The following is a 24,949-nucleotide window of genomic DNA, read 5'->3' on the forward strand; positions in this document are numbered from 1 at the left end:
GTTACCAGTGACCGGTGGTCAACCAACCCAGCAGGGTGATTATCAGGGCAAATACAGGAATGGCGGCAGTCAGGCTATCGATGCGATCCATGATCCCGCCATGGCCGGGCAGCAATTGACTGCTGTCCTTGATACCCCGGAACCGCTTGAGCATGCTTTCAAGAAGGTCGCCCAGCACCGACACAAAACCGGTGACCAGTGTGGCAACGATCAACAGAGCCATTTGAACAGGCGTGGCGCCAGCCAGCTGGCTGGCGACAACGGCAAGCAAGGCGACCGCCGCCAGGCCACCCCACACACCGGCCCAGGACTTACCGGGGCTGACCCGGGGCGCCAGTTTGGCCTTGCCGAACGCTCTGCCCGCAAAATAGGCGCCAATATCCGCCACCCAGACCACAAGAAATATATAGAGAATCGCCAGGCGGTTATCTGCCAGGTCACCAAACTGAAAGCCTCCGGTTCGCAGGTGGTTCAACCCCACCCAGGCCGGTATCAGTACCAGCAGGCCCATCACCGCTCGCACTGGCACGGCACCCCAGGAATCCGATCCAGCCGGATACCGGCGCACCAGCCAGAAGCACACCAGCCACCAAATCACGGCAAGCCAGAGCACGGCCACCGAAGGCACGTTCAGCAGCCCATAGAGTAACGCTGCAACAACAGCGGCGTAGATAACCCGGCCCGTCTGCGCCTCAATGCCGGACATATTCGCCCATTCCCAGGCACCCAGAGTGATGATCGCGCCGGTGAACAGGGCAAACCCCAAGGGTGATGTAAAAAAGATGCCGCCAATCGCGATGGGAGCAAGAATAAGAGCTGTGATGATGCGGGTTTTTAACACGGTATAAGTCGCTGTATCGTTATTGTTGTGAAGCTCGCGCCGCGATCTGGTCGTCGGTTTGCCCGAAACGACGCTGGCGACGGCTGTAGGCTTCCAGTGCCTTGCGCATTTCCTCAGCCTTGAAATCCGGCCAGTAAACGCTGGAAAAGTAGAACTCGGTATAGGCCAGGTGCCACAACAGGAAGTTGCTGATGCGCTGCTCGCCGGCGGTACGGATCATCAGGTCCGGCATGGGCAGGTCGCCAATACTGAGGTGCTGCTGGATCAGGTCGTCGGTAATGTCTGACGGTTCAAGTTGACCAATCCGAACCTGCTCTGCCACCTTCCGGGTGGCCTGGGTTATGTCCCAGTGGCCCCCGTAGTTCGCCGCAATCACCAGAGTCATCGCCGTGTTGTCGCGGGTCAGCGTCTCGGCTTTCTCCATGTGCTCCTGAAGCGTTGGATTGAAAGCCGAGCGATCGCCTATTATGCGCAAGCGGATATTATTGCGATGGAGCTTCCGGACCTCGCGCTCAAGGGCAATCAGGAATAGCCTCATCAAAGCTGACACTTCGTCTTTCGGGCGACGCCAGTTCTCGCTGGAGAAAGCGAACAGGGTGAGCACCTCCACCCCTTCCCTGGCGCAGGTTTCCACCACGGCCTTTACCGCATCCACACCAGCCTTGTGACCAGCCACTCCTTTGAGCCGATGAGCCTTGGCCCAGCGGTTATTGCCATCCATGATAATGGCCACATGCCGGGGACAGTTGTCTGCCATCACCGGAATTTCTGCGGTTATTTGTGCCGTCATGAAACCCTCTGTGCGGCGGAGCATCCACCCCGCCGCGTGCTTTCTACTGAATGGACCTGGCGGTCAGACCGCCATCAGGTCCTCTTCCTTCGCCTTCAGCATCTTGTCGACTTCAGCGATGTACTTGTCAGTCAGTTTCTGGACTTCGTCTTCGCCCCGGCGCTGATCGTCCTCACTGATCTCTTTTTCTTTGAGCAGGTCTTTGATCATGCTGTTGGCATCGCGGCGAGCGTTACGGATGGACACCCGACCATGCTCGGCATCCGCTTTCGCCTGCTTGACCATTTCCTTACGGGTTTCTTCGGTCAGCATGGGCATGGGCACACGAATCACATCACCGCTGGTAGACGGATTCAGTCCCAGATCCGACGTCATGATGGCCTTTTCGATGGTGGGAACGAGATTCTTCTCCCAAGGGGCAACCATCAGGGTGCGATTGTCTTCAACGTTAACGCTGGCAATCTGCTTCAGCGGCGTTTCCTGACCGTAGTAGTTCACCATCACACTGTCCAGAATCGCAGGGTGGGCACGGCCGGTGCGAATCTTGTTGAAAGCCGAGTGCAGAGCCTCCAGGCTCTTCTTCATCTTCTTCTCGGCATCTGCTTTGATATCGTTTATCACGTCAGCATCCTCGAAACGTTCGTCTGGTTATAGTGCAGTATCCGGCCATCTTTCCGCAGCCGGCAACCAATTATTCAATCAATGTGCCTTCTTTCTCGCCAGTCACAATGCGGGTCAGAACGCCCGGCTGGCTCATATTGAACACGCGCAGCGGCATACCATGATCCCGGGCCAGGCAGATAGCCGTGAGGTCCATCACCCCGAGCTTTTTGTCCAGAACCTCATCGTAGGTCAGGTAATCGTATTTTACAGCGCTGGGGTCAAGATGGGGATCCGCATTGTAGACACCGTCAACCTTGGTGGCCTTCAGCACGGCATCGGCCTCGATCTCGATACCCCGCAGGCAAGCGGCGGAGTCTGTGGTGAAGAACGGATTACCGGTACCTGCGCTGAAAATAACCACGTCACCCTCTTTCAGGTCACGTACTGCGCGCCGGCGGTCATAATGCTCAACAATGCCGCTCATTGGAATGGCAGACATCACACGGGTCCGGATATTGGAACGTTCAAGCGCATCACGCATGGCCAGACCATTCATGACCGTGGCCAGCATACCCATGTGATCCCCCGTCACACGGTCAAGGCCTGCGGCACTCAGCGCTGCCCCCCGGAACAGGTTACCACCGCCAATCACCAGCCCCACTTGAACGCCAATACCGACCAGGGCACCGATTTCAAGCGCCATGCGATCAAGAACTTTGGGATCAATACCGAAATCGTGATCGCCCATCAGGGCCTCGCCACTGAGCTTCAGCAGAACACGCTTGTATCTGGGCTGGTTTTTTGAAGATGTCGGCATGGTGATCCCCTTATCGTCTGTTGGCTATCCGGCGCAAACCCGTTGCAGGCTTGTATCTGACATACTCCTCGAAAAAAGGGGTATCTCAGATACAAGCCCGCCACGAAAGCCGGGCGTACCCGACTGACGTGGCAGACTCAGGTAAGCACTGCCACCTTGCGTGACAGCGCTCAGAAGAGGATCAGGCCTTGCCTGTGCCAGCGGCAGCAGCCACTTCAGCAGCGAAATCCACTTCTTCTTTCTCGATGCCTTCACCCACTTCCAGGCGAACGAAACCAACCAGCTCGCCACCGGCCGCTTTGATCAGGTCGCCCACTTTCTGGTCGGGGTTCTTGACGAACGGCTGCTCAATCAGGCTGTTCTCAGCCAGGAACTTCTTGATGCGGCCACCCATCATCTTTTCGATGATCTCAGCAGGCTTGCCTTCCATATCCGGCTGCGCCTTGATGATCTCTTTCTCTTTTTCCAGCTCTTCAGCCGGCATGTCGTCGGGCTTGCCAACGCGCGGGTTAACAGCAGCCACGTGCATCGCGATGTCACGAGCCAGCTCTTCGTTACCTGCAGTCAGGGCCACAACAGAGGCAATCTTGTTGTTGCTGTGAACGTAACCGCCCACAACCGGACCTTCCACCTTGATGATGCGACGAACAGTGATGTTCTCGCCGATCTTCTGAACCAGCGCCTCACGCTTGGCTTCCAGATCGCCAGCCATCAGGGCCGCAACGTCGGTTTCACCTTTTTCGAAGGCAACGTTCAGAACGTCGTTGGCGAAGTTCATGAAGTTGTCGTCGCGAGCAACAAAGTCTGTCTCGGAGTTCACTTCCAGAATGTAGGCAACGGTGTTGTCGTCAGACACCTTAACCAGAGAAACACCTTCAGCAGCGGTACGGCCGGCTTTCTTGGCGGCTTTCAGACCGGAAGACTTGCGCAGCTCTTCGATTGCGGCGTCAACGTCACCACCGGCTTCAACCAGTGCCTTCTTGCATTCCATCATGCCAAGGCCGGTACGCTCACGCAGCTCTTTGACCATTGCAGCGGTAATTGCAGCCATGTTCAGTCCTCTTAATCGTTTCCGAATTCGGTGGGGAGGTATGCCCGGATTAACGAGCGGGCATACCTTACAACTCAAACGTGAAGTTTAAGTGTTACTCGGCAGCCGGAGCGGCGCCCGCAGCGTCTTCGCTGACTTCAACAAACTCGTCAGCGCCAGCGCCTGCAGACTGGGAAGCTTCCAGGCAGGTATCGGCAACAGCCTTCACGTAGATCTGGATGGCGCGGATGGCGTCATCGTTACCCGGGATTACGTAATCAACGCCGTCCGGATCGCTGTTGGTATCAACAACACCGATAACAGGAATACCCAGCTTGTTGGCTTCCTTGATAGCGATACGCTCGTGATCCACGTCGATAACGAACAGCGCGTCAGGCAGGCCGCCCATATCCTTGATACCACCGATGGAGCGCTCGAGCTTGTCCATTTCACGGGTACGCTCAAGGGCTTCTTTCTTGGTCAGCTTGTCGAAAGTACCGTCTTTGCTCTGGGCTTCCAGATCACGGTAGCGGCGAATAGACTGACGGATGGTCTTGTAGTTGGTCAGCATGCCACCCAACCAGCGATGGTTAACGTAGGGCTGGCCGGAACGCTGAGCTTCTTCCTTGATGATCTTGGACGCAGCACGCTTGGTGCCAACGAACAGGATCTTGTTCTTGCTTTCTGCCAGCTGCTGAATCACGTTCAGCGCTTCGTTCATGGCAGGAACAGTCTGCTCAAGGTTGATGATGTGAATCTTGTTACGGGCACCAAAAATGTACTTACCCATTTTCGGGTTCCAGTAACGGGTCTGGTGACCAAAGTGAGCACCTGCTTTGAGCAGGTCACGCATATTTACCTGAGCCATGATATTTACCTTTTAGCTTCGGGTTAGTCCTCCACGCGTCCGATTGCCCCAACCAGCCTCCTTTAAACAGGAGCTGGCACCCTGGGACAACGTGCTGACACGTGTGTGAATTTGCCGGATTCGTTTCCGGCGGGCGCGTTTATACCATAAAGCGACACCGGGGTGCCATTATTTTTAGCGCAACCCTATAGTCACGATAGCAGGCAGCTCGCCTTGTACCTGACCCCTCAGGCCCTTAAAATGCCTGTTTGATGCAAATCAACAGGTATAGCGATGCAAGTATCCATCAAGACTCCCGAAGAAATTGAAAAAATGCGCGTGGCCGGCCGGCTGGCGGCCGAAGTTCTGGAAATGCTGGACGAACACGTAAAGCCCGGAATTTCTACCGAGGAGCTCAACAGCATCGCCCACGATTACATCGTCAACAAACAGCAGGCTATTCCGGCGCCGCTCAACTACAAGGGTTTCCCGAAATCCATCTGTACATCGGTCAATCATGTGATCTGCCACGGTATCCCGACCGAAAAGAAAATTCTGAAAGACGGCGACATCATTAACATTGACGTCACCGTTATAAAGGATGAGTACCACGGCGACACCAGCAAGATGTGGGTCGTTGGCAAACCCAAGCCCGGTACCGAACGCCTGATCCAGATCACCCAGGAGTGCCTGTATAAAGGTATTGAACTGGTCAAGCCCGGCACCCGCCTGGGCGACATTGGCCATGTCATCCAGCAGCATGCCGAGAAGCATCGTTATTCCGTGGTAAGAGACTACTGCGGCCACGGCATTGGCAAGGTGTTCCACGAGGAGCCGCAGGTGATGCATTACGGCAAGCCCGGCACCGGCATGGAACTGCAGGAAGGCATGACCTTCACCATCGAACCGATGATCAACCAGGGCAAATACCAAACCAAGCTGATGGCCGATGGCTGGACGGTGGTCACCAAGGACCACAAACTGTCTGCCCAGTGGGAGCACACCATCCTGGTGACCGCTGACGGCTATGAAGTGCTGACCAAACGATCGGAAGAGTCATTCTAAGTGGACCGAAGCGAGCTGGAATCCCGTATCAGCAACGACACCTCACCGGTATTTGCCGCCAGGGAACTGTTACGGGAAAGCTATAATGCTGACGCCGAAGCTTTCCGCCAGGGTGCCGATGTAAGAGCCCTGGTTCATGCCAGAGCCAACACCATAGACAAAGTGCTCAGGCTGATCTGGAATCGGTACCCATTTTCCCGCTCCTCCGACATTGCCCTGGTCGCCGTCGGCGGCTACGGGCGCGGCGAACTACACCCCCACTCAGACATAGACCTGCTTATCCTGACCCGCCACGGTATGGAAGAGGCCTGGCAGGATGACCTGGGCGCATTCGTTACCCTGCTCTGGGACCTCAAGCTGGATATCGGTCACAGTGTGCGCAGCATGGAAGAGTGCCTCTCCTCGGCCCGGCAGGACATCACCATCCTGACCAACCTGCTGGAGACCCGAACCATCGCCGGCCCCGATGGACTGCGGGCAGAGCTCAGTGAGCTGGTCTATTCCGACGAGGTCAGCTCGGATCGTGACTACTTCATGGCCAAGCGGGAAGAGCAGCAACAGCGCCACAAAAAGTACGGCGACACCGAATACAACCTGGAGCCAAACGTTAAAGGTTCCCCCGGCGCGCTTCGGGACATCCAGACCATCGGCTGGATCACCAAACGCCACTTTGGCCTGCAGAACATTGCCGACCTCACCCGCTTCAGCATTCTGACCGAAGAAGAACACCAGATCCTGCACCAGGGCGAAACCTTCCTGTGGCAATTGCGTTATGGCCTGCAACTGATCGCCGACCGCAATGAAAACCGGCTGCTGTTTGACCACCAACGTGCGCTCGCGGAAATGCTCGGCTACAAAGATGAAGGCAAACGGCTGGGCGTAGAGCTGATGATGCAGTCCTACTACCGCACGGTGCTGGCCCTGGCGGAGCTGGCTGACGTTATCCTGCAGTACTACGACGAAGCCATTATCGGCGAGGGCAGTGAAGACGAAATCCGCCCCCTGAACAAACGCTTCCAGATTCGCAACCTGTATATAGAAGCCATCAACAACCAGGTATTCGCCTACGCCCCCTACGCCATCATGGAAATCTTCGTACTGATGGCCCAGCACCCTGAAATCAAGGGCATCCGTGCGACCACCATCCGCTCATTAAGGGCCCACCGGCACCTGATTGACGACGCCTTCCGGTCCGACCTGGCAGTCACCACCCTGTTCATGGAACTGTTACGCACGCCACACGCCCTGGACCAGACTCTGTCTGCCATGAAAAAGTACAACGTACTGGGCCGCTACCTGCCGGAGTTTGGCCAGATCATCGGCCAGATGCAGCACGACCTCTTCCATATATACACGGTCGATGCCCACACCATGCGGGTGATCCGCAATATGGCACGACTGAACAGTACCGATGTGCGCAACGAATACCCCCTGGCCTCCCGGCTGATTCACCGGTTGCCCAAACTGGAAACACTGTTTATTGCCGGCCTGTACCACGATGTGGCCAAGGGCCGGGGCGGTGACCACTCAGAACTGGGCGCCATTGACGCCGAAGCCTTCTGTGAACGCCACCACTTGAGTGAGCGGGACACCCAGCTGGTGTCATGGCTGGTGGAAAACCACCTGCTGATGTCCATGACCGCCCAGCGCAAGGACATTTCAGACCCGGACATCATCCAGGCCTTTGCCCGCGCAATGCCCAGCCAGGCCCATCTGGATTACCTGTACATTCTTACGGTGTGCGACATCAGCGCCACCAATCCAAAACTCTGGAACACCTGGCGTGCATCCTTGCTGCGCCAGCTTTACATTGAAGCCAAGCGCGCCTTACGCCGTGGCACCGACACGCCAGTAGACCGCCAGGCCTGGATACGCGCCACCAGGGAAGAAGCCCGTCAAATCCTGCACGCACAGAATATGACCGATGAGCAGATTGATCCTATCTGGGAAACCGTAGACGAGGACTACTTCCTGCAGGATTCCACCGTGGATATTGCCTGGCAGACGGCAGCCATCATTCGCCACGGCGACAACCCGGACCCATTGGTGCTGATTCGTGACACCCGGGGCGGGCCGACAGACGGTTACTCACAGATCATTATCTACATGAAAGACCGGGTTGCCCTGTTTGCGGCAACCACGGCGGTGCTGGAACAGCTGAACCTGAACATCGTGGATGCCCGCATCAACTCCAGCGAAGGCCCCCACTCGATCAGCTCCTACGTGGTATTGGATGAACAGGGTCAGCCACTGGGCGTTGATCCGGCCCGCAAGGAAAGAGTGCGCAAGCGCCTGATCGAAGAACTCGATGACCCGGAAGACTACCCGGACATCATCCACCGGCGCACGCCCCGGCAGCTGAAGCACTTTGCTTTCCCAACCGAAGTGACGTTTTCCAATGACACCATCAATCAGCGCACGGTGATGGAAGTCATCACCCCGGACCGCCCCGGCCTTCTGGCCCGCATCGGCCAGGTGCTGCTGGAACACCGGGTGCGACTGACCAACGCCAAGATCGCCACCCTGGGCGAGCGCGTGGAAGACGTGTTCTTCATCACCGATGAACACGGAGAGCCACTGCGCGACCCGGGCGTGTGCCAGGCCCTGCAACAGGACCTTTGCAAAATGCTGGACGACATTCAATGAACCCGAATCTCGAAAGACTTCACCCTTATCCGTTTGAAAAGCTGGCCAAACTGAAAGCCGGCATTACGGTGCCTGAACACCTGAAACCCATCTCTCTGGGAATTGGCGAGCCCAAGCACCCATCACCCGCATTCGTGAAACAGGTGATCGCCGACAACCTGGACAAACTGGCCAACTACCCCACCACCAAAGGCATCGACGAACTGCGCGAAGCCATCACCACATGGGCCAGCAAGCGCTTTCAACTGGCCGAGGGCACCCTCGACCCAGCGCGCAACGTGGTTCCGGTCAACGGTACCCGTGAGGCCATTTTCGCCCTGGTTCAGGCGGTGGTCGATACCAGCAAACCGGCCACCGTGGTAAGCCCGAATCCGTTCTACCAGATCTACGAGGGTGCCGCTTTCCTGGCCGGCGCCGACCCCGTGTACCTACCCTGTGATAACAGCAACAACTTTATTCCGGATTTCGACGCGGTGCCGGAATCAGTCTGGAAAGACTGCCAGGTCTTGTTCCTGTGCTCCCCGGGTAACCCCAGCGGCGCAGTCATCCCCCGGGAGACTCTGGTAAAGGTTATCGAACTGGCCGACCGTCATGACTTTCTGGTCGCCTCCGATGAATGCTATTCCGAACTCTACCCGGACGAAGCCACCCCGCCCGAAGGCCTGCTGCAAACCTGCGCGGCCATCGGTCGTCACGACTTCAAGCGCTGCATTGTGTTCCACAGCCTGTCAAAGCGCAGCAACCTGCCCGGCCTGCGCTCCGGCTTTGTGGCCGGTGATGCCGAGGTACTGACCGGCTACCTGAAGTACCGCACCTACCACGGCTGCGCCATGCCCGTTCACAACCAGCTGGCCAGCATTGCCGCCTGGAGTGATGAAGACCACGTGCGAGAAAACCGCGCCGCCTACCGGGCCAAGTTCGAAGCGGTGGTGCCCATCCTGCGCGAAGTGATGAACGTGGACTTCCCGGATGCCGGTTTCTATCTATGGCCGGAAACGCCGATGGATGATGAAACCTTCGCCAAGGAGCTGTCTGCACAACAGAACGTGCACGTGCTGCCCGGCCGGTACCTGTCCCGAACGGTAGATGGCCACAACCCAGGTGAGAACCGAGTGCGCATGGCGCTGGTAGCACCACTGGAGGAGTGTGTGGAAGCAGCCCAGCGAATCGTCGATTTTGTAAAAGGTTTCAAAGCATGAAGTTATATGGCATCAAGAACTGCGATACCGTGAAAAAGGCCCGTAAGTGGCTGGACGACAACGGCATCGCCTACGAATTCCACGACTTCAAGAAAGACGGCCTGACCAGCGAGAAGCTGAGCCAGTGGGAGCAGGCCATAGGCTGGGAAACCCTGATCAACAAGCGGGGCACGACCTGGCGAAAACTTCCCGACGAGCTTCGTGATACCATTAGCGCCCAAAGCGCCCACGAGATCATGCTGGAGAATACCTCCATCATCAAACGCCCGGTGGTTGAGCGGGGCGACGAAGTGACCGTGGGCTTTAACGCAGACCAATGGGCTGCGTGGTAAAACCAATTTTCAATCGTTAAGTACAGGAGCAACCACCAGATGAGTTTTGCATTCGGCATTGGCATCGGCACCCAGAATAACCAGGGCGAATGGCTGGAGGTGTATTACCAGCAGCCGATCATGACCCCAGGCAAAGACCTGATCGACGTGGTTGAAACCGCGCTGGACTACAAAGGCGGTAACCAGGCCATTGATGTTAAAGCCGAGCAACTGACCAGGTTTGCCAACGCCCTGCGCCAGCTGGGCCAAACCGACCAGGCGAAACTTGCGGAAAAAGCGGCCGAGAGCAAGCGCCCTGTGGTTGTTACCGTGCTGGCTACCGACGATACCGCCTCCAGCACCCCGGAAGTGTATCTGAAGCTGCACCTGATCTCCCACCGGCTGGCCAAGCCCCACAGTGTAAAGCTGGACGGCATTTTCGGCCTGCTGCCGAACCTGGCCTGGACCAACGAAGGCGCCGTCGACCTGAACGAACTGCCAGAGCGCCAGCTGCAGGCCCGCATTGAAGGCCGCACCCTGGAAGTGAAATCGGTCGACAAGTTCCCGCAGATGACCGACTACGTAGTACCCAAGGGTGTGCGTATTGCTGACACCGCCCGCGTTCGTCTGGGCGCCTATGTGGGCGAAGGCACCACCGTGATGCACGAGGGCTTTATCAACTTCAACGCCGGCACCGAAGGCACCAGCATGATCGAAGGCCGCATTTCTGCCGGCGTGATGATCGGCAAGGGCTCTGACCTGGGCGGTGGCTGCTCCACCATGGGCACCCTCTCCGGTGGTGGCAACATCATCATCTCCGTGGGCGAAAACTGCCTGCTCGGCGCCAACGCCGGCATCGGCATCCCACTGGGCGATCGCTGCACCGTTGAAGCTGGTCTGTACATCACCTCTGGCACCAAGGTGAACCTGCTGGATGACAACAACAAACAGGTAGAAGTCATCAAGGCCCGCGACCTGGCCGGCAAGAACGACCTGCTGTTCCGTCGCAACAGCCTGACCGGCGCGGTCGAGTGCAAAACCAATAAGTCTGCCATTGAACTGAACGAAGAGCTGCACGCTAACAACTAAAAGCGTGATTTAGCCACGGACGACACGGACAATCACGGACAAAACCCTCCATGATGTCCGTGAACGTCCGTGTTGTCCGTAGCAAATTTTCTTTTTTACACAGGTTTCCCGCATGTCATTATCACCCACTTTAGAACTCGCCATGGACCTCATTCGCCGCCGCTCGGTGACGCCGGATGACGCCGGCTGCCAGGAACTGATGATGTCCCGCCTGGCGCCGCTGGGCTTTGCGGGCGAGAACCTGCGGTTCGGTGATACCGACAACCTCTGGGCCCGCAAGGGCTCAGAAGGCCCGGTACTGGCGTTTGCCGGCCACACCGATGTGGTGCCAACCGGCCCGGAGAAAAACTGGGCCCACCCGCCCTTTGATCCCGTGATCAAAGATGGCTATCTGTATGGCCGGGGCGCAGCAGACATGAAGGGCAGTCTGGCGGCCTTCATTACCGCCTGCGAACGGTTTGTGGCGAACAACCCTGAGCACCGCGGCTCCATTGCCCTCTTGATCACCAGCGATGAAGAAGGCCCCGCCCAGGACGGCACGGTGAAAGTGGTAGAAACCCTGGAAGCCCGCAACGAAAAGATGGACTGGTGCCTGATTGGCGAGCCTTCCAGCACCCATCAGGTGGGCGATGTCATCAAGAACGGCCGCAGGGGCTCCCTGCACGGCTACCTGACAGTACACGGCGTACAAGGCCACGTGGCCTACCCTCATCTGGCAGAGAACCCCGTGCACACGGTAGCACCGGCGCTGGATGCACTGGCCAGGGAATTCTGGGACAACGGCAACGACTTCTTCCCGCCGACCACGTTCCAGATTACCCGGATTGAATCCGGCGTGGGCAGCAACATCATTCCCGGCGAGTGCCTGGTGCACTTCAACTTCCGCTACTGCACCGAAAATACGGCAGAAAGCCTGGAAGAGCGGGTAGTGGCCATTCTGGACCGGCACCAGCTCAAGTACGACCTGCAGTGGCACCTGAGCGGCCGCCCCTTCCTGACCGACAAGGGCGCCCTGGTTGCCGCCAGCCAGAACGCCATCCGCTCCGTCACCGGCCGCGAGACCGAGCTGTCCACCTCCGGCGGCACCTCTGATGGCCGCTTCATCGCACCGACTGGAGCACAGGTAGTAGAACTCGGCCCCATCAACGCCACCATCCACAAAGTGGACGAATGCGTAAAGGCCGAAGACCTGGATACCCTCTCCGAAATCTACGAACAGATACTGGAAGAACTGCTAGGCTAACTCTGAGGGGTCTGACCCCGGAGCTCAAGCCATACACCAACTTCAATAATGCGGAGGCGGAGTCTCATCCTCCTCCGCCTTGATATTCGAAGGCGAAATATCCTTCAACTGCTTGTGCAGCACCTTCTTGGCATCCCACAGCTCCCGAATATCCATCTCCTGCTTCGCCACCTGCTCACTCAGGGTATTGATCACATCGTCCTGGAACGCAAGTCGCATTTCCAGCTCTGCAAGCCTGTCTTCCAGTGTCTTTTTGCTCATGAGATTTGGTCAGCCCTTTCGGTAATCTGGTATGATGCCGCCTTTTACCGCCAACATTGAACATTGGCGGCGTTCATTGGCCGGGCATGCCATGTTACCCGATGTCTGGCTTTTTATCGTTAGTGTTAACCCATGGAGAATATTCAGCCAATGCGTAATCCAGCCAAAGCGATCCGTCTTTCCCTTATGATCGCCATTCCGGCACCCCTGGTACTGTTTCTGCTGCTGTCTGTCACACCGCAATTCCTGGCCGCGCTGAGCGCTGGCAACCTCGCCGAGGCACTGGGCAGTGTTGGTGGCCTTGCAGCGTACCTGATTGCCTTTGTTATTTTTGCCATCACCGGTTTTCTGGCCATCGCGCTTGCCACCAAGCAGCCCTCCGCAGCGCCGGCTTCCAGAAGCCAGAGCCGCCCGGCACGCAACAGTCGCCAGAACAACGTTTATGATGACGAAGAAGACGATTTTGACGACACCACACCGGAAGGTGACGAAGAAGGCACCGTCAAGTGGTTCAACGTCAAGAAAGGCTTTGGCTTCATCGTCCGCGACAGCGGCGACGAGATCTTCGTACATTTCCGCGCCATTCGCGGTCGTGGTCGTCGCGTATTGCGTCAGGGCCAACTGGTTCGGTTCAACGTTGTGGAAGCCGACAAAGGCCTGCAAGCGGACAACGTGTCTATCCTGAGCGAGTAATTTCAAAGCACGGAATACGAAAAAGGCAGCCTCCAATGGCTGCCTTTTTACCTTCTGGCGATCGGTTCAGTTCCAAACCACCCGTTGTTCACCCCGGTGGTCCAGGCGCCACCACTTCTCATCTTCCACCGGATCGCCCTCTTTCCAGTCACCGGTGCTGCACCGTATCTCCCCTTCCATGGCACGCCAGGCACTTCGGGCGCAGTCCAGGTCACTGTTCCAGGGCAAATCGTCGCCCTCCATCAGCACAGAGGTAAACCTCTTTCCAAAGGCGCCGGGATACAGGGTAATCCGCAAACGGGTACCATTGAACAACGCACTTCCCTTCACCACCGACATGACATCCGAATCGTCCAGTTGAACGTCATCAAGCTGGTTCTCCAGCCAACCGGATATGGCCGCCGGTTCCAGATCACGAATATAAATTTCCAGGTCCTGCACCCAAGGTATCTCCCTGCTGTTGTTCACAATTCAGCACATAGTGAACCGGCCCGGGCCTGGCTGCAACCCATCGTTCCAGTTCCTGGCGAAGATCCTCCACCAATAACCGACGCAGGGTGCCGGAACGCTTACGTTCGTGCCAAACCACCTCAGCGGCGGCTTGTTCGAGATCCAGTTGTTGTATCTGCAGCTCTACCCGCTCAGCACACTCACCCCGGGCGAGGGCCACCAGGGACTGGCGCCGAAGGGTGTCGTGTTCTGCCGCCAGAGCCACCGCCTCCAGCGGTCCCCGGCTGGCAAACAGGTCAAGCCTGGCGGCTGCCCGGTGCAACCATTCGAGCATACCGCCGGGCGTTGCTATACTTCGTGTTTGGCGGGACGCCGCGTACTCCATCGCTGCCGGCGACAATTGCAGGTTCCAACGCTTTTCGATGGCTGGCTGGTGTGCTGTCAAGATCGCTCTTCTCTGCGCCTCGCTAACACCCGGCATCGCCATGGTTTCCAACTCCCGGCCCAGAATGGCGGTCAACCGGCTGTTGTCTGTTCGTCCTTTACCCCTGTCGTCTGATGCCAGCATCAGGATTGGCCCCTGCCATCCTGTCACCAGTTCCCGAACAGCACCATCCGGCATGCTCATCAGTTCCAGTAGGTCGAGCGGTGCCACATTGTCCAGAATCATCGCTGGCCACTGTGGGACTCCGCCCCCGCCTGGTGGGACCACCGGCTGATCGGACGCCATCACCTCTGCCTGGCGGCGCAAGTCCATCTGCACCCAGGAGAATCCCGGCGTTGCCAGCAACATCCTCAGCCAGGCGGTTTTTCCGCTACCACGGGGGCCTGCTACCCAGATCAACCCATTCCGGTTTGCGGATAAAGCCACCACAACGTCCTCAGCCAGCTGCAACCAGGCTGGATCAGTCACCGTAACGGGGCTGAAAGGTTGGTCAGGTGAAGCCGGAGGCGTGCAGGCCTCACCCTCTGCACTCGGCCAGTGGCTGACCAGTTCCAGCACCGCCACATAGGCTTTGTCTTGCAGGCGCTCGGCAAGGTGAACCAGCCCATGCAACAGTACAGGCCAGTCCAGCCAGGGCTGATCGGTCGCTTCACGGGTGCTGGAAATCCAATAGATAAGCTGGGAAGACAGGTCCCCATCGCCACGTACTTCTGCAACAATGGGTTGTTCACCCTGGATGGTGCGAATCAGTTCGTCCAGGTCCACACCCTGCCGTTTCAGAAACGAAACTGCCTCCGGAACGGCATCGAGCAATGCCAACAGGTAGTCTTCAACCGTAATCACCGAACCACCGCGGCTGGCGACATTGTTGCGGGCCTGCAAAAGCGCAGTCTGACACTGGGGCGCAAGGCACCCTTGCCAATCATCCATCGGCATTCTCCTTCCTTGGGTTTGGGGCAGCATCATCCTGATGCATGGTTTGAACAGCAAGGGATTTTAGGGGGAAGAGCGGCCAACAGCAACGGTTAGCCGCCGGTTTTGCTGAGTCGGCCGCACTATGTTCAGGTTGGAGCTTGGGCCGATGCCTTGCAACCCAATCACAGGGCCAGGCTCATCCCGACCCTGTGGCCCTGATTACTCAGCCTGATTCGGTGACAGGGTGACCGCAAACGCCGGTGAAGCCCACCCCGGAACAGGCTGATCGTTGCTGCTCAGCGGCGCGCCGCCATGCACCACCGTCTCGGTATCACCATAATGCATCCAGGTCACTGTTGGTACCTGGCCAACCGGTGGTTTGCTGTAATCGCATACCCCGTTCGGGAAGATCTCCGCAACCTTCCGGGCAAAGTTCTCAGAGTTGAAAATACCCTGGAGCAGATTGGCGGGATAATCCGCAGGGTCAACCGGCTTGAGCTGACACTTGTTATTCAGAGTGCGAATATCATCTCCGGCCACGGTTCTCGGGGTGCCAAACCGGGTTTGCACCAGCAGTGCCTGGGTCTCAACAATCGGGTCTGTGATCGGCGCCAACAGATCGGTCACCAGCGAGGGCAAGCCAAGGGCGCCAAGATCCAGGCCACACACCTGTCCGGTGGCCACGTCCAGGATCTCACCCATCTCTGCTGGCAATCGGTTGGTCGGCAAGTATTCCAGGCCGGGCAGAACCGGGTCCGGGTACAACAGGCCACCGGTGAGCGGCAGAATCACACCCCATTCGGCGGTAGCGCCCGACAACGACAGGCAGCGATCACGGGCGAAGCCGGGCCGGTTGCGAATCACTTTCTCCGGCAGGCTATCCTGGCGCTCATCCGCCTCGATGCCCGCCAGCCACTGGTCCATGGTCAACAGGGCCTCGGTGGTAAACACGGTATCCCCGGCGATCGGGAAGGCGCCATACCAGATCACATGGTTGAGCGAATGTCCCTGAACCTCCTCAATGCGGGCACGGGTTTGCCAGGAGTGGAAGGCATCGTGGGCAAAGCCGGGGTCCGGGCCTCGCAAGTCAATCATCGGCACACCGGCAAGATTCTCTGCAGTGTTGATGGCGCCGGTGCGATAAGCATTGGTGATGGCCTGGATATCGCCCAGGGTACGCTCTGGCTGATATTTGATGTCCACGTTGAAGCCACCAATCTCCCGATTCAGATCCAGGAACTGGGAACCGGTAATCAACCCTTCCTGCAATGCTCTGAGGCCGTACTGAACCCCTTCGTTATCCAGCGGAATGCCGGCAAAACCCCGCCCCAAAAGCTGTTCATTCTCAGACCACACCTCCCGTGGCCGCTCGCCAAACTGGTTGACCATGTAATCGATCAACCCGCAGCGCAGGCCGCCCGGTCGTTCCTCCGGATGATAGACCTCAACGCCGTCTTTCAGGCGCCGGCAATCCTCCTGATCCGGGTAGGCCGCCGGGAAGAAGGCCAGGTCTGAAACCACTGGATTGATGGGCAGGTGCCCGTAGATAAAGGGCCACTGGGTTGGCAGCAGGCCGTTGGTCAGCAGATCCGTCATGAAGGAGAAGAACCCTTCCGGACCCTCCGGCATCTGCAGCCCAAGGTAGTTGCTGATCAGGTTGTAGTCGGCAAACTGGGTAGCGGTGGTCCAGACATCCGGATAGGAACACTGAACAATCAACCCCTGGTAGATACCGGGGTAGGCATTGGCAATGTGTTGCTGGGCAATCGCCCCGCCCGAGCAGCCAGTGCCAATGGTGTAACGAACAGGGCCATAGTTCTCGATGATGTGCTCCTTGGCCATCATCAAAGACTCGGCAGCCGTGACCAGGTTCACGTTATGGCCGAGGTTGGCCTGGGCGGTGGACAGGGTTACAAAACCCCGGGCCAGCGCCACGGAAATACTGTCTCCCAGCAACAGCTCGTTACCGCTAGTCAGGCCGGAAATGTCACCGTTGGGCGGACTGCCCATACCGTAACTCACCCCCACGTTACCACCGTGATGAACCAGTACTTTCCCGTTCCACTGCTCCTGGGGATTCAGGGCGGTCCAGTCGTTTCCAGGTTGGAACAATGACATTACCTGGTAACGGTCCCGGTTCAGCACACCGGTTTCCACACGAACGATGAACGGCATTTCAACGCCTTCGTCGGTGGTCACGGTGGCGATGTCGTCATCGGCGGGAGGGTTTTCCGGGTCGTAAGGCAAAAAAGCATCCGGCAGGCCGGGGTCTTGCGGATCAAACTCGGTGAATAGCCGCGTAAAGCGCTCCGCAGGAACATACTTGAAGCGGTATTCCGCAGGCTGGTTGCATTGCTCGTCCACCGCAGCGGCGTTGGTGCAGGCCCAGGGTTGAACCTGGGGGCCCGAAAATACCGGCCCACCTTTCGGGTGGTTAGTGATGGTCTTCACCAGCCGGCTACTGCGATTATCCAGCAGCACTTCCAGCGTGTTGTCGCCCAACGCCAGGCCGGTAACAAGGCCACGCAACTGACCAGCTTCCATCAAGGTAAACTGCCCGGTTACATCCTGGCCGTTCAGCAAAACACGGGCACCATCGGGATTGGCGACCTCGATGTCGATCAGGGCATCGCCACCGCTGATCAGATCGGCGCGATTGGACAGAACCCGCACCTCGCCCTCACCTATTGGCAGACCTTTGTTGCCATCAGACTGACCGGGCGGCGTAGTGCCCGGAACCGTCGGCCCCGGGCCCTGGGCATTGGTATTATCGGAAGCGTTCTCTGAACCGGAACCCCCGCACCCCACCAAACCCAGCATAACGGCTGCAACCAGAGCGTTTCTGGAGAACATAACGACCACCTCATTTGTTGTTGTTTTAGTAACAGAGCGTTACATAGCGCAACAAATGATAAGCGAGTGTTATGTTTCAGGGCCTTGGTCAAATCGCCCGGGGTCTGCGTCAAAAATGTGAATTAAGTCTCACTTTAGTCTGGCCAATAGACTCCATGGCTTCACCAGGTACCGGTGTTTTCCATACTGGCCCAGGGCTCCTGAGCCGGCAGTGCATCGCCCTTCTGCAGCAGTTCAATCGAGATATTATCCGGCGTTCGAATAAAGGCCATATGGCCATCCCGAGGCGGGCGATTGATGGTAACGCCATTGGCCTGAAGCTTTTCGCACAGCGCATAAATGTTATCCACCCGGAACGCCAGGTGCCCGAAGTTGCGGCCGCCAGTGTACTCCTCAGGGTCCCAGTTGTAGGTAAGCTCAATCATCGGCGCCCTGTCTTCAAGGGCACGGGCTTCGTCTTCCGGAGCAGCCAGGAACACCAGGGTAAAACGGCCTTTCTCACTGTCTTTACGAGAAATCTCGACCATACCCAGCAGGTCGCAGAAGAAATGGAGTGTGTCATCCAGATTGCTGACCCGAATCATCGTGTGCAGGTATTGCATATAGGGCTCCTGTGGTTTCGTGGCTCTCAAACACGCTCAGTTTACGTTATTCTCAGGCCATGACGACAAACGCAGAAACCGAAACCCTGCTCAACCTGCAGATACCGGCCATCCGGCATCTCGCCTGGCTGTGCACCGCACCGCAACTCCTGGCCGCCCCCGTGAGCTTTGAGCCACTGCAGTGGCTGCCCGATGATTACCGCGACAAGCTCAAGCACTGGGACAAGCACCCGGACACCATGCCAGCCAAACTCGCAGCCACAGCCGAGCGCCGCCTTGGCCATTACTTTGAGCGTTTGTACGAAGTGCTCCTGGTCGATCTGCTGGGCTGGGAACTGCTGCTAAAAAACCAGCAGATCAAGGCCGGCAACCGAACCATCGGCGAGCTGGATTTTCTGGTGAGGAATCCACACACCCGGTGCCTGGAACACCATGAAATCGCCATCAAATACTACCTGGGCGTCAACGAAGGCTCCGACATTACCAAGTGGTACGGGCCAAACGCCAAAGACCGCCTGAACCTGAAAGTAGACCGAATGCTCAGCCACCAGAGCCCCATGGCACAGCGGGTAGAAGCGCAGGCACTGTTAGCAGATATGGGGATTTCAGAACCGATTATTCCGCGAGTGTTTTTGCCGGGTTATCTGTTCTATCCGGATGACGGAGTGGCACTTCCGGATTATGTGCCGACGGGCCATGGGCAGGGGCGATGGTGCTACGTCGGCGATTTGCAGAGCACCGACCTGACTGGCTGGGTGCCCCTGAAGAAGCCACATTGGATTGGGCCTTGGAGGCAGGATGATCGGCCCGATAGTGAGGTGGCGCGGGAGGCAGTGGCGTTTGTGGAAGACCAGGGCGTGCCGGTGTTGTTTGCGCGGGTGGAGTGGCAGCCGGGGATTGGGTGTTGGGTTGAGAGGGAGCGGTGGTTTGTGGTGCCGGGGGAGTGGCCTTTGAGGGGATAGCCTGCCTCTATCCCAACCCAAAAGCCCTGGCCGCCCCCATCGAAGCCGTTACTCGAAGATGTACTCCCCGCTTTCATCCTTTCTAACATCCATAAAACCCATGTGAGGAAATAGTCGAACCTTGTTCGTGTACGACAGAGCGCCACCGGCAACGGCCAACAGAACACCCACGATCGAGACAACAGGGAAATAGTTGAAGAAATAGACATAGCCGGCAGCGACAGTAATGCAGAGCAGAATGAACGAGGCATATCCGGTGAAAGACTTTTTGAACAGGCCGACAAAATAGAGAATCGTCAAAATGAACGTTGCGACGATGCCTTGCCAGCCGAACTCCTCATCCATCGGGACCACATTGGAGTAGATTACCCAGATCCCGAAACACGCCTGAAGCAGGCAGAGCGTCAGTAGGATCCGGTTGAGCAGGACAATTTGCGTAGACGGTGAGCGATGCTCGAACGTTGCGATCTTATTAGCCAGACGCATTTGATTGCCCGACTGCTTTTTGAGCTGTTCGAAGATTTCGTTTCGGCTTAAGCCCTGTTTCATGAGTTCTTTGATTTGGCGATCCATAATTTACTATCCTTGTAATATCAAATTGGCCAAGCGCCGGCAGGCCGTTGCTTACGGTATTCTTCCATCGATATTTTGACCAGTTGTGGAGTGAGCCTGCAGCGCCATCACTTCTTCTTTCTATAGCTCGACCCGGCTTAGGAAGGTCTCGCTGAATTGTTTGGCGGTATGGCGATGCACGGATATCAGGCGGTAGAAGATACCGCCCGCTTCAATGACCCGCTCCACATACATATCGAATTCCTCAAAGGGCGAATTCGCTCAGGCCTGCATAACGCTCTGGGGTTCGCACTCACCGGTCACCTGAGCAAAGATTTCCGTAACCGGTCTCTTCGGGTTCGCGTTTCGAAGCTCCAGAACGCGCCGGCTTTGGCGCCTCAGTTCCTCACTTGGGCGGGCCCACTGGCCTTCGGGCAGCGGCTTGCTCCACGCGGCCATGGCCTCTGGCAGAGCTTTCTGGTTCATACGCCGGATCTTTCTGACCTCCCACTCCACCAACCGGTTCGGGAGGGTCCAGAAGGTCATCAGGTGGTACAGGTACCATCCGACCAGATAGAAAACACCTCGCTTGCCTTCACGGTATTCATCATGGAGTCGTTTGCGGGCATTGCGGAAAACGTGTACACCTTCCCATGGGGGATCATCAGGCCCCTGCAAGTCCAGAGGATCCTGAATTTCCTTCAGTGTATGGACTTCAAATTCCATGTAAGCACGAATCGCTTCCCAGTTGCTGATCGCCTGGGGCAGGCCGTGGATCTGAAATTCCAGTGTGTATTTTTTTCCGGTGTCTGGATGGTAAAAGCCGATACCGAAACCGTACTGGCGTTGTACCCCGTATTCCGTCACGCCCTGAGCCTCAGTGACCCAGGCAACCAGCTCTTCCCAAGGAACGAAGATGGGGTTTTGCTCATTCTGGGGCACAAAGCAAATCTCACGGCGCTGGCGGTTGAAGCGTGTGGGTGTAACGGTTTTGTATTTCAGGTGCTGGTTGATCCTGATGGCCAGGCCGAATAACAAGAAGAAGCCTCCCCCGCCTAGACCAAGTTTAAAGGCGAATTCCAAAGTTGCCCAAAAGCCCCAACTCGCATCCTCCCATCCGTTGCCAAAAAGATAGCCCCCGATGAAAACCGTCCCTGGAAACCCCAATAAAATAAACAAACAACCAAAAAATGGTATACCCAACGTTGCCTGCCAACCAAACACCGGCGGCATCCCTGTCCCGAAATCCAGATAACCCTCATTGACCTCTCCCACCGCATGGCCGTAGTCAACCGGCAGCAGACCCGTTGGCAGCGGTTTGGGAGCCAGGAATGTCAGCTTGCCGCCGGGAAAGCTCTCAACCTCACCGGCCCCAGCATTTACTAGGTCGAGTTTAGGCACTCTCCCTCCCCCTCTCACTATTGCCGAACTCTTCATCCATTGGGACCGCATTGGAGTAGATTACCGAGATCCCGAAAAATGCCTGGAGCAGGCAGAGCGCCATGAGAACTCGGTTCAGCAGGATAGTTTTTGCAGAGGGTGAGCCATGATCGAATGTTGCAAGCTTTTGAGCCAGCCGCATTTGATTGCCTGCCTGTTTACTGAGCTGCTCGAAGATTTCATTTCGACTCAAGCCCTGCTCCATGAGATCTTTTATTTGGCGATCCATAATTTACTCTCCATGTAACATCAAATTGGACAATGTAATTCCACCAAATCAGGCACACCACATGATTCAACGCGTCAACTGACCGGAACCCATCTTGCCGTATCGTGCTCAGGAAATGCCCCGAAGCGTTAACCCTGAGGTCGGGATATAAAACCAAGCGCCCCGCGATCACGCCAACAACGTTTCGTTCTCCGTGGAAAGTTTGTAAAACTCCTCCAGCAACCGCTGCGGTGTGAGGTGAGAGTTCTTCTTTCGGAGTGCCCGAATTTTCTGGTTAGCCTTTTTCAGCTCTTCAGACGGCTTGGCTTGCTGACCCTCTGGAACGGGTTGCGACCATTCATGAAGATCCTTTGGCAGCGTTTTCGGCAGCAGTCTTTTGGTGCGCCATTCAGTGAGCTTGTGGGCCAGATAACGTTGGAAGAACCAGTCGCCAACTTTCTTCCAGAGCCAGGCCCCCATGGATTTTTCTTGCCGGGCTTTGCGGCAGTTTTCTTTGTAGTGGGCCAAGGTGTCGTTATTCTGGGGATCCGGACAGGCTTCAGGGCCATCTTCCATGAAGCGGCGGAGGCTCTCCCACTGGGCAATACCGGCGGTTTCATGGCCAACGTTGATAGAGGTTGCGGCCAAGGCGCTCTGAGGGTCGTCCGGGTTCGGAACTGCCAAGGTGAGCATGACCTGTTCAGTAAATATGGTGGGGCCGAGACTTCGGCGCTCTTCAATATAAGCGACCAGTTTTTCCCAGGGGTAATAGACGTACTCAAGGCGAGGGGCGTGTTTTTTTCTGAGTTTCAGGCCGATGAGGAGATAAGGGACAAAAATAAGACTTTCGATAATCAGGGCGAGCAATCCATAACCAGCAAATGTCCATCCGTATGCATCCACAGGCCCCTCCGAAATAAAAGGGGTAATGATCACGCCGAATGTAATGAAATAGACGATATAAACCCACATGAAGAGACTTTCGCCCCACAGGGGAATCTTTACCTCTTTTCCAGAAGGTACCCAATGAGGAATTGCCACCTGCCGTTTTTTCCGATTCAACCGGATGGGCGGGGATTTTTTGAGTTCTTTGCTTGCTCGGAAGTGGATCACTAGGCCCCAAGGTAATGTTAAGAAAGCATTCAGTATTAAAAGATATAGTGGGGGCTCCCAGTCCCACGTTCCCCTATCAATGAAAACTGCGAATGTCATCGCGAATCCCGCAGCTAACATCAGCAGCATGAGACTTACAAACATCAAGGCAAACTCGGCAGCGAAAACTAAATTACCACCTTGAAGATCCATGCATTCATTGTTCTTCTGCCGAATCCACTGAACAGGGTCCGCGGCTTCGGCACCCGTCTCTACAGGTAACGGGCTTAAGGCCAATATGTCCCCGGCTTCTGTCTGACGGCGTTCGCCAGCCTGTAACCTTTGCTCACTCATGCATCACTCTCTTCGGGAAAAACGGACTTAAAGCCCACTAACAACGGAGTAATTGTCTCCTCTGATTCTTCGGCTACCTTCAGATGTTGCCACGTTTTCTCCGTGTTCGCTGGCACATGGGGCACATTACCGTGCTCATGAAGCGCTAGTTTGGCGTGAAATGCCTTGCCAGATCCTGGCAACCAGTCACTTAAGCCATCTGGTTTAAAACGAACCGCCAGATAAACACCGTTAACCGATTCCAGTTCATCAAACAACGAACTCGCGCGAAGTCTCACTCCGTCCTCGTTGTTGCCGAGCGGCAAGAAGCTCTCGGACTATTCATCGGTTGCTGCCTGCCACTCCGTCCCTCGCTTCTCGAGTATGACCCATGTAGTGGTCAACGGGAGGCAACCCGGTCGGCAGCGGAAGCGGCGACAGATAGGTCACCTTGCCGCTTTTGAAAGCGTCCGAGTTGCCGGCTCTAGGTGCCTTGGTATCTGCCATTTTCTTTATGCACCTGCCTCAAAGAGAACAAGTGGCCAATCGAGCTCCCACCACAACCGGAAAGAGTGGCCTTACACGACACAGGCTGTCTCAGGTCTACTTTGGCGATAGGTGGGCATATCCACACTACCCAATTGCGGAGTGACTCTGCATTGCCTGCGACCCCAAGCATACTGCCGCTGGTTTCTCAACAGCTCCGCACCTTCACCTTTTTGCCAGGCTTCAAGATTAAGATCCCGCCAGTAGCGAGGGTTGCGACGTGTCTGTCGGTCATGCTCAGCGGTTACCGGATCCAGGTGGCGGAATGGCTCCAACCGGGGCATGTCTGGCAGGGGTTGGGTGACGTCCATGTAGCGTTGCAACATATCCCACAGCGCCAGCACCTCAGTTTTCTCTGCTTCAATGTTACTCAGGGAGGTTTTGTTGAATTGCTTCTGGGTGTAACGATGCACGAACATCAACCGGTAGAAGATACCGCCCCGCTGTACTACTCGCTCCACGTAGGCATCGAACTCCACAAACGGGGCCTCAAAAGAACGCCCCTTGCCCAAGGCGAACTTTACCTGCCCGGTGACCCGATTGAACTCACTGCAGCCGTCTTCCAGAGTCTCGTCCAACTTTTTTTCCAGAGTTTTCTCGAAAGGTTTCAGGAGAGCTCCAACAACGTTTGTCATAAGCCAGTTGGTGGTATGGGGGGTGATTCGGGGCGCGAAAAACCACCATCCAGCCCACGAAGCTAGCAATAAAACAACAAAAATAACCGGTGGTAGGGTAATCTTCCCTCAGTTCATTTACAAAAACATATCCAATTCCGAAACTGCCACCAATAAGAAGAGTGAAAATCCAAGTAAATGGGAGCACCAATATCAAAAACTTAAGCCCCATTTTCTCGTTAAGAAAACGTAAGCGCTGGTGATCCCACCACCAGTTTTCCTTATAGAACTCCGGATCCTCGCGCTCACTGTACTGGACCGTATCAATATCCTCCACGGTTCGGTGGTAGGGGTTAAGGTTGGCGTAAGCACCATACGGCTGAAGCTCGTCGCCAACTCGTGTTCGTTCTTTTGGCGAGATCGGCAAGGGCCCGATCTCCATCGCCCTGAAGGCCGTGTCGCTCACTCCGGACCGCTGTTTCTGTTCAGTCATCCATGCCAC

General features: G+C 56.6%; 26 protein-coding genes. 8 read left to right on the top strand and 18 right to left on the bottom strand.

Translation table 11 applies throughout. From position 1 onward, the window contains the following. Position 1: 1 nt before the first annotated feature. The 6 genes from QUE75_RS12610 to rpsB form a co-directional block, all read right to left on the bottom strand. Positions 2-841, bottom strand: a complete 840-nt coding sequence (locus QUE75_RS12610) for a phosphatidate cytidylyltransferase (protein WP_286250574.1) — start codon at positions 839-841, stop codon at positions 2-4. A gap of 19 nt (positions 842-860) precedes the next feature. Then, positions 861-1,631, bottom strand: a complete 771-nt coding sequence (gene uppS / locus QUE75_RS12615; protein WP_061333436.1) for a polyprenyl diphosphate synthase — start codon at positions 1,629-1,631, stop codon at positions 861-863. Between the two features lie 63 nt (positions 1,632-1,694). Continuing rightward, complete coding sequence (frr, locus tag QUE75_RS12620; RefSeq protein WP_061333437.1) at positions 1,695-2,252, bottom strand: ribosome recycling factor; 558 nt, start codon at positions 2,250-2,252, stop codon at positions 1,695-1,697. Between the two features lie 70 nt (positions 2,253-2,322). After that, entirely contained in the window at positions 2,323-3,051 is a 729-nt protein-coding gene (gene pyrH, locus QUE75_RS12625) for a UMP kinase (protein ID WP_058090258.1), read from the bottom strand. Between the two features lie 181 nt (positions 3,052-3,232). Beyond that, positions 3,233-4,102, bottom strand: coding sequence for a translation elongation factor Ts (tsf, locus tag QUE75_RS12630; RefSeq protein ID WP_061333438.1), 870 nt, complete (start codon positions 4,100-4,102; stop codon positions 3,233-3,235). Positions 4,103-4,196: 94 nt separating this feature from the next. Next, positions 4,197-4,949 (bottom strand): 30S ribosomal protein S2, encoded by a 753-nt coding sequence (gene rpsB / locus QUE75_RS12635; protein WP_058090260.1) that lies wholly within the window; start codon positions 4,947-4,949, stop codon positions 4,197-4,199. A gap of 273 nt (positions 4,950-5,222) precedes the next feature. On the opposite strand from rpsB, the gene map reads away from it, so the two are divergent. From map to dapE, 6 genes are all read left to right on the top strand, one after another. Next, positions 5,223-5,993, top strand: coding sequence for a type I methionyl aminopeptidase (map, locus tag QUE75_RS12640; RefSeq protein ID WP_106695231.1), 771 nt, complete (start codon positions 5,223-5,225; stop codon positions 5,991-5,993). Beyond that, positions 5,994-8,639, top strand: a complete 2,646-nt coding sequence (locus QUE75_RS12645) for a [protein-PII] uridylyltransferase (protein WP_286250583.1) — start codon at positions 5,994-5,996, stop codon at positions 8,637-8,639. Next, positions 8,636-9,838 carry a succinyldiaminopimelate transaminase gene (gene dapC / locus QUE75_RS12650; RefSeq protein ID WP_286250585.1) on the top strand — a complete coding sequence of 401 codons (1,203 nt, stop codon included), beginning with the start codon at positions 8,636-8,638 and terminating at the stop codon, positions 9,836-9,838. Before QUE75_RS12645 ends, dapC begins: the two co-directional genes overlap by 4 nt. Further along, positions 9,835-10,170: an ArsC family reductase gene (locus QUE75_RS12655; RefSeq protein ID WP_286250587.1), complete on the top strand. Its 336-nt coding sequence runs from the start codon at positions 9,835-9,837 to the stop codon at positions 10,168-10,170. Before dapC ends, QUE75_RS12655 begins: the two co-directional genes overlap by 4 nt. A gap of 39 nt (positions 10,171-10,209) precedes the next feature. Beyond that, entirely contained in the window at positions 10,210-11,238 is a 1,029-nt protein-coding gene (dapD, locus tag QUE75_RS12660) for a 2,3,4,5-tetrahydropyridine-2,6-dicarboxylate N-succinyltransferase (protein ID WP_138435000.1), read from the top strand. Positions 11,239-11,350: 112 nt separating this feature from the next. Then, positions 11,351-12,481 carry a succinyl-diaminopimelate desuccinylase gene (gene dapE, locus QUE75_RS12665; protein WP_072676892.1) on the top strand — a complete coding sequence of 377 codons (1,131 nt, stop codon included), beginning with the start codon at positions 11,351-11,353 and terminating at the stop codon, positions 12,479-12,481. 42 nt (positions 12,482-12,523) lie between these two features. Here dapE and QUE75_RS12670 read toward each other — a convergent pair whose 3' ends face one another. Then, positions 12,524-12,742, bottom strand: a complete 219-nt coding sequence (locus QUE75_RS12670) for a SlyX family protein (protein ID WP_058090267.1) — start codon at positions 12,740-12,742, stop codon at positions 12,524-12,526. Between the two features lie 150 nt (positions 12,743-12,892). Here QUE75_RS12670 and QUE75_RS12675 point away from each other — a divergent pair, with 150 nt between their 5' ends. After that, positions 12,893-13,435: a cold-shock protein gene (locus QUE75_RS12675; protein WP_058090268.1), complete on the top strand. Its 543-nt coding sequence runs from the start codon at positions 12,893-12,895 to the stop codon at positions 13,433-13,435. Between the two features lie 66 nt (positions 13,436-13,501). Here the strand turns inward: QUE75_RS12675 and QUE75_RS12680 are convergent, their stop codons facing one another. From QUE75_RS12680 to QUE75_RS12695, 4 genes are all read right to left on the bottom strand, one after another. Further along, on the bottom strand, positions 13,502-13,876 hold the full coding sequence (locus QUE75_RS12680) for a hypothetical protein (protein ID WP_286250594.1): 375 nt from the start codon (positions 13,874-13,876) through the stop codon (positions 13,502-13,504). Next, on the bottom strand, positions 13,848-15,260 hold the full coding sequence (locus QUE75_RS12685; RefSeq protein WP_286250596.1) for a hypothetical protein: 1,413 nt from the start codon (positions 15,258-15,260) through the stop codon (positions 13,848-13,850). Before QUE75_RS12685 ends, QUE75_RS12680 begins: the two co-directional genes overlap by 29 nt. Before the next feature lie 204 nt (positions 15,261-15,464). Then, positions 15,465-18,098: a DUF6351 family protein gene (locus QUE75_RS12690; protein WP_286250598.1), complete on the bottom strand. Its 2,634-nt coding sequence runs from the start codon at positions 18,096-18,098 to the stop codon at positions 15,465-15,467. Between the two features lie 161 nt (positions 18,099-18,259). Next, entirely contained in the window at positions 18,260-18,700 is a 441-nt protein-coding gene (locus QUE75_RS12695; RefSeq protein ID WP_286250600.1) for a VOC family protein, read from the bottom strand. Between the two features lie 59 nt (positions 18,701-18,759). On the opposite strand from QUE75_RS12695, the gene QUE75_RS12700 reads away from it, so the two are divergent. Beyond that, entirely contained in the window at positions 18,760-19,662 is a 903-nt protein-coding gene (locus QUE75_RS12700; protein WP_286250602.1) for a DUF1853 family protein, read from the top strand. Between the two features lie 48 nt (positions 19,663-19,710). Here QUE75_RS12700 and QUE75_RS12705 read toward each other — a convergent pair whose 3' ends face one another. From QUE75_RS12705 to QUE75_RS12735, 7 genes are all read right to left on the bottom strand, one after another. Beyond that, on the bottom strand, positions 19,711-20,235 hold the full coding sequence (locus tag QUE75_RS12705) for a hypothetical protein (protein ID WP_286250603.1): 525 nt from the start codon (positions 20,233-20,235) through the stop codon (positions 19,711-19,713). Between the two features lie 261 nt (positions 20,236-20,496). After that, positions 20,497-21,252: a hypothetical protein gene (locus QUE75_RS12710; protein ID WP_286250605.1), complete on the bottom strand. Its 756-nt coding sequence runs from the start codon at positions 21,250-21,252 to the stop codon at positions 20,497-20,499. A gap of 355 nt (positions 21,253-21,607) precedes the next feature. After that, entirely contained in the window at positions 21,608-21,883 is a 276-nt protein-coding gene (locus tag QUE75_RS12715) for a hypothetical protein (protein ID WP_286250607.1), read from the bottom strand. Between the two features lie 168 nt (positions 21,884-22,051). Further along, positions 22,052-23,308: a hypothetical protein gene (locus QUE75_RS12720; protein ID WP_286250609.1), complete on the bottom strand. Its 1,257-nt coding sequence runs from the start codon at positions 23,306-23,308 to the stop codon at positions 22,052-22,054. Beyond that, positions 23,305-23,586 (bottom strand): hypothetical protein, encoded by a 282-nt coding sequence (locus QUE75_RS12725; protein WP_286250610.1) that lies wholly within the window; start codon positions 23,584-23,586, stop codon positions 23,305-23,307. Before QUE75_RS12725 ends, QUE75_RS12720 begins: the two co-directional genes overlap by 4 nt. 279 nt (positions 23,587-23,865) lie before the next feature. Continuing rightward, positions 23,866-24,411, bottom strand: a complete 546-nt coding sequence (locus QUE75_RS12730) for a hypothetical protein (RefSeq protein WP_286250612.1) — start codon at positions 24,409-24,411, stop codon at positions 23,866-23,868. After that, entirely contained in the window at positions 24,380-24,940 is a 561-nt protein-coding gene (locus tag QUE75_RS12735) for a hypothetical protein (RefSeq protein WP_286250614.1), read from the bottom strand. The genes QUE75_RS12730 and QUE75_RS12735 overlap by 32 nt, the downstream gene beginning before the upstream one ends. Positions 24,941-24,949: the final 9 nt, after the last annotated feature.

Source organism: Marinobacter shengliensis, from assembly GCF_030297115.1.
Classification (GTDB): Bacteria; Pseudomonadota; Gammaproteobacteria; order Pseudomonadales; family Oleiphilaceae; genus Marinobacter; species Marinobacter shengliensis.

Bases quoted from the DNA above. Each gene is read 5' to 3' on its own strand.
- uppS (WP_061333436.1), bottom strand. From the start codon at position 1,631: ATGACGGCACAAATAACCGCAGAAATTCCGGTGATGGCAGACAACTGT.
- QUE75_RS12715 (WP_286250607.1), bottom strand. From the start codon at position 21,883: ATGGATCGCCAAATAAAAGATCTCATGGAGCAGGGCTTGAGTCGAAAT.
- QUE75_RS12685 (WP_286250596.1), bottom strand. From the start codon at position 15,260: ATGGATGATTGGCAAGGGTGCCTTGCGCCCCAGTGTCAGACTGCGCTT.
- QUE75_RS12670 (WP_058090267.1), bottom strand. From the start codon at position 12,742: ATGAGCAAAAAGACACTGGAAGACAGGCTTGCAGAGCTGGAAATGCGA.
- dapD (WP_138435000.1), top strand. From the start codon at position 10,210: ATGAGTTTTGCATTCGGCATTGGCATCGGCACCCAGAATAACCAGGGC.
- tsf (WP_061333438.1), bottom strand. From the start codon at position 4,102: ATGGCTGCAATTACCGCTGCAATGGTCAAAGAGCTGCGTGAGCGTACC.
- dapC (WP_286250585.1), top strand. From the start codon at position 8,636: ATGAACCCGAATCTCGAAAGACTTCACCCTTATCCGTTTGAAAAGCTG.
- rpsB (WP_058090260.1), bottom strand. From the start codon at position 4,949: ATGGCTCAGGTAAATATGCGTGACCTGCTCAAAGCAGGTGCTCACTTT.
- dapE (WP_072676892.1), top strand. From the start codon at position 11,351: ATGTCATTATCACCCACTTTAGAACTCGCCATGGACCTCATTCGCCGC.
- QUE75_RS12675 (WP_058090268.1), top strand. From the start codon at position 12,893: ATGCGTAATCCAGCCAAAGCGATCCGTCTTTCCCTTATGATCGCCATT.
- QUE75_RS12695 (WP_286250600.1), bottom strand. From the start codon at position 18,700: ATGCAATACCTGCACACGATGATTCGGGTCAGCAATCTGGATGACACA.
- QUE75_RS12690 (WP_286250598.1), bottom strand. From the start codon at position 18,098: ATGTTCTCCAGAAACGCTCTGGTTGCAGCCGTTATGCTGGGTTTGGTG.
- QUE75_RS12655 (WP_286250587.1), top strand. From the start codon at position 9,835: ATGAAGTTATATGGCATCAAGAACTGCGATACCGTGAAAAAGGCCCGT.
- QUE75_RS12720 (WP_286250609.1), bottom strand. From the start codon at position 23,308: ATGAGTGAGCAAAGGTTACAGGCTGGCGAACGCCGTCAGACAGAAGCC.
- QUE75_RS12735 (WP_286250614.1), bottom strand. From the start codon at position 24,940: ATGACTGAACAGAAACAGCGGTCCGGAGTGAGCGACACGGCCTTCAGG.
- map (WP_106695231.1), top strand. From the start codon at position 5,223: ATGCAAGTATCCATCAAGACTCCCGAAGAAATTGAAAAAATGCGCGTG.
- pyrH (WP_058090258.1), bottom strand. From the start codon at position 3,051: ATGCCGACATCTTCAAAAAACCAGCCCAGATACAAGCGTGTTCTGCTG.
- QUE75_RS12705 (WP_286250603.1), bottom strand. From the start codon at position 20,235: ATGGATCGCCAAATCAAAGAACTCATGAAACAGGGCTTAAGCCGAAAC.
- QUE75_RS12700 (WP_286250602.1), top strand. From the start codon at position 18,760: ATGACGACAAACGCAGAAACCGAAACCCTGCTCAACCTGCAGATACCG.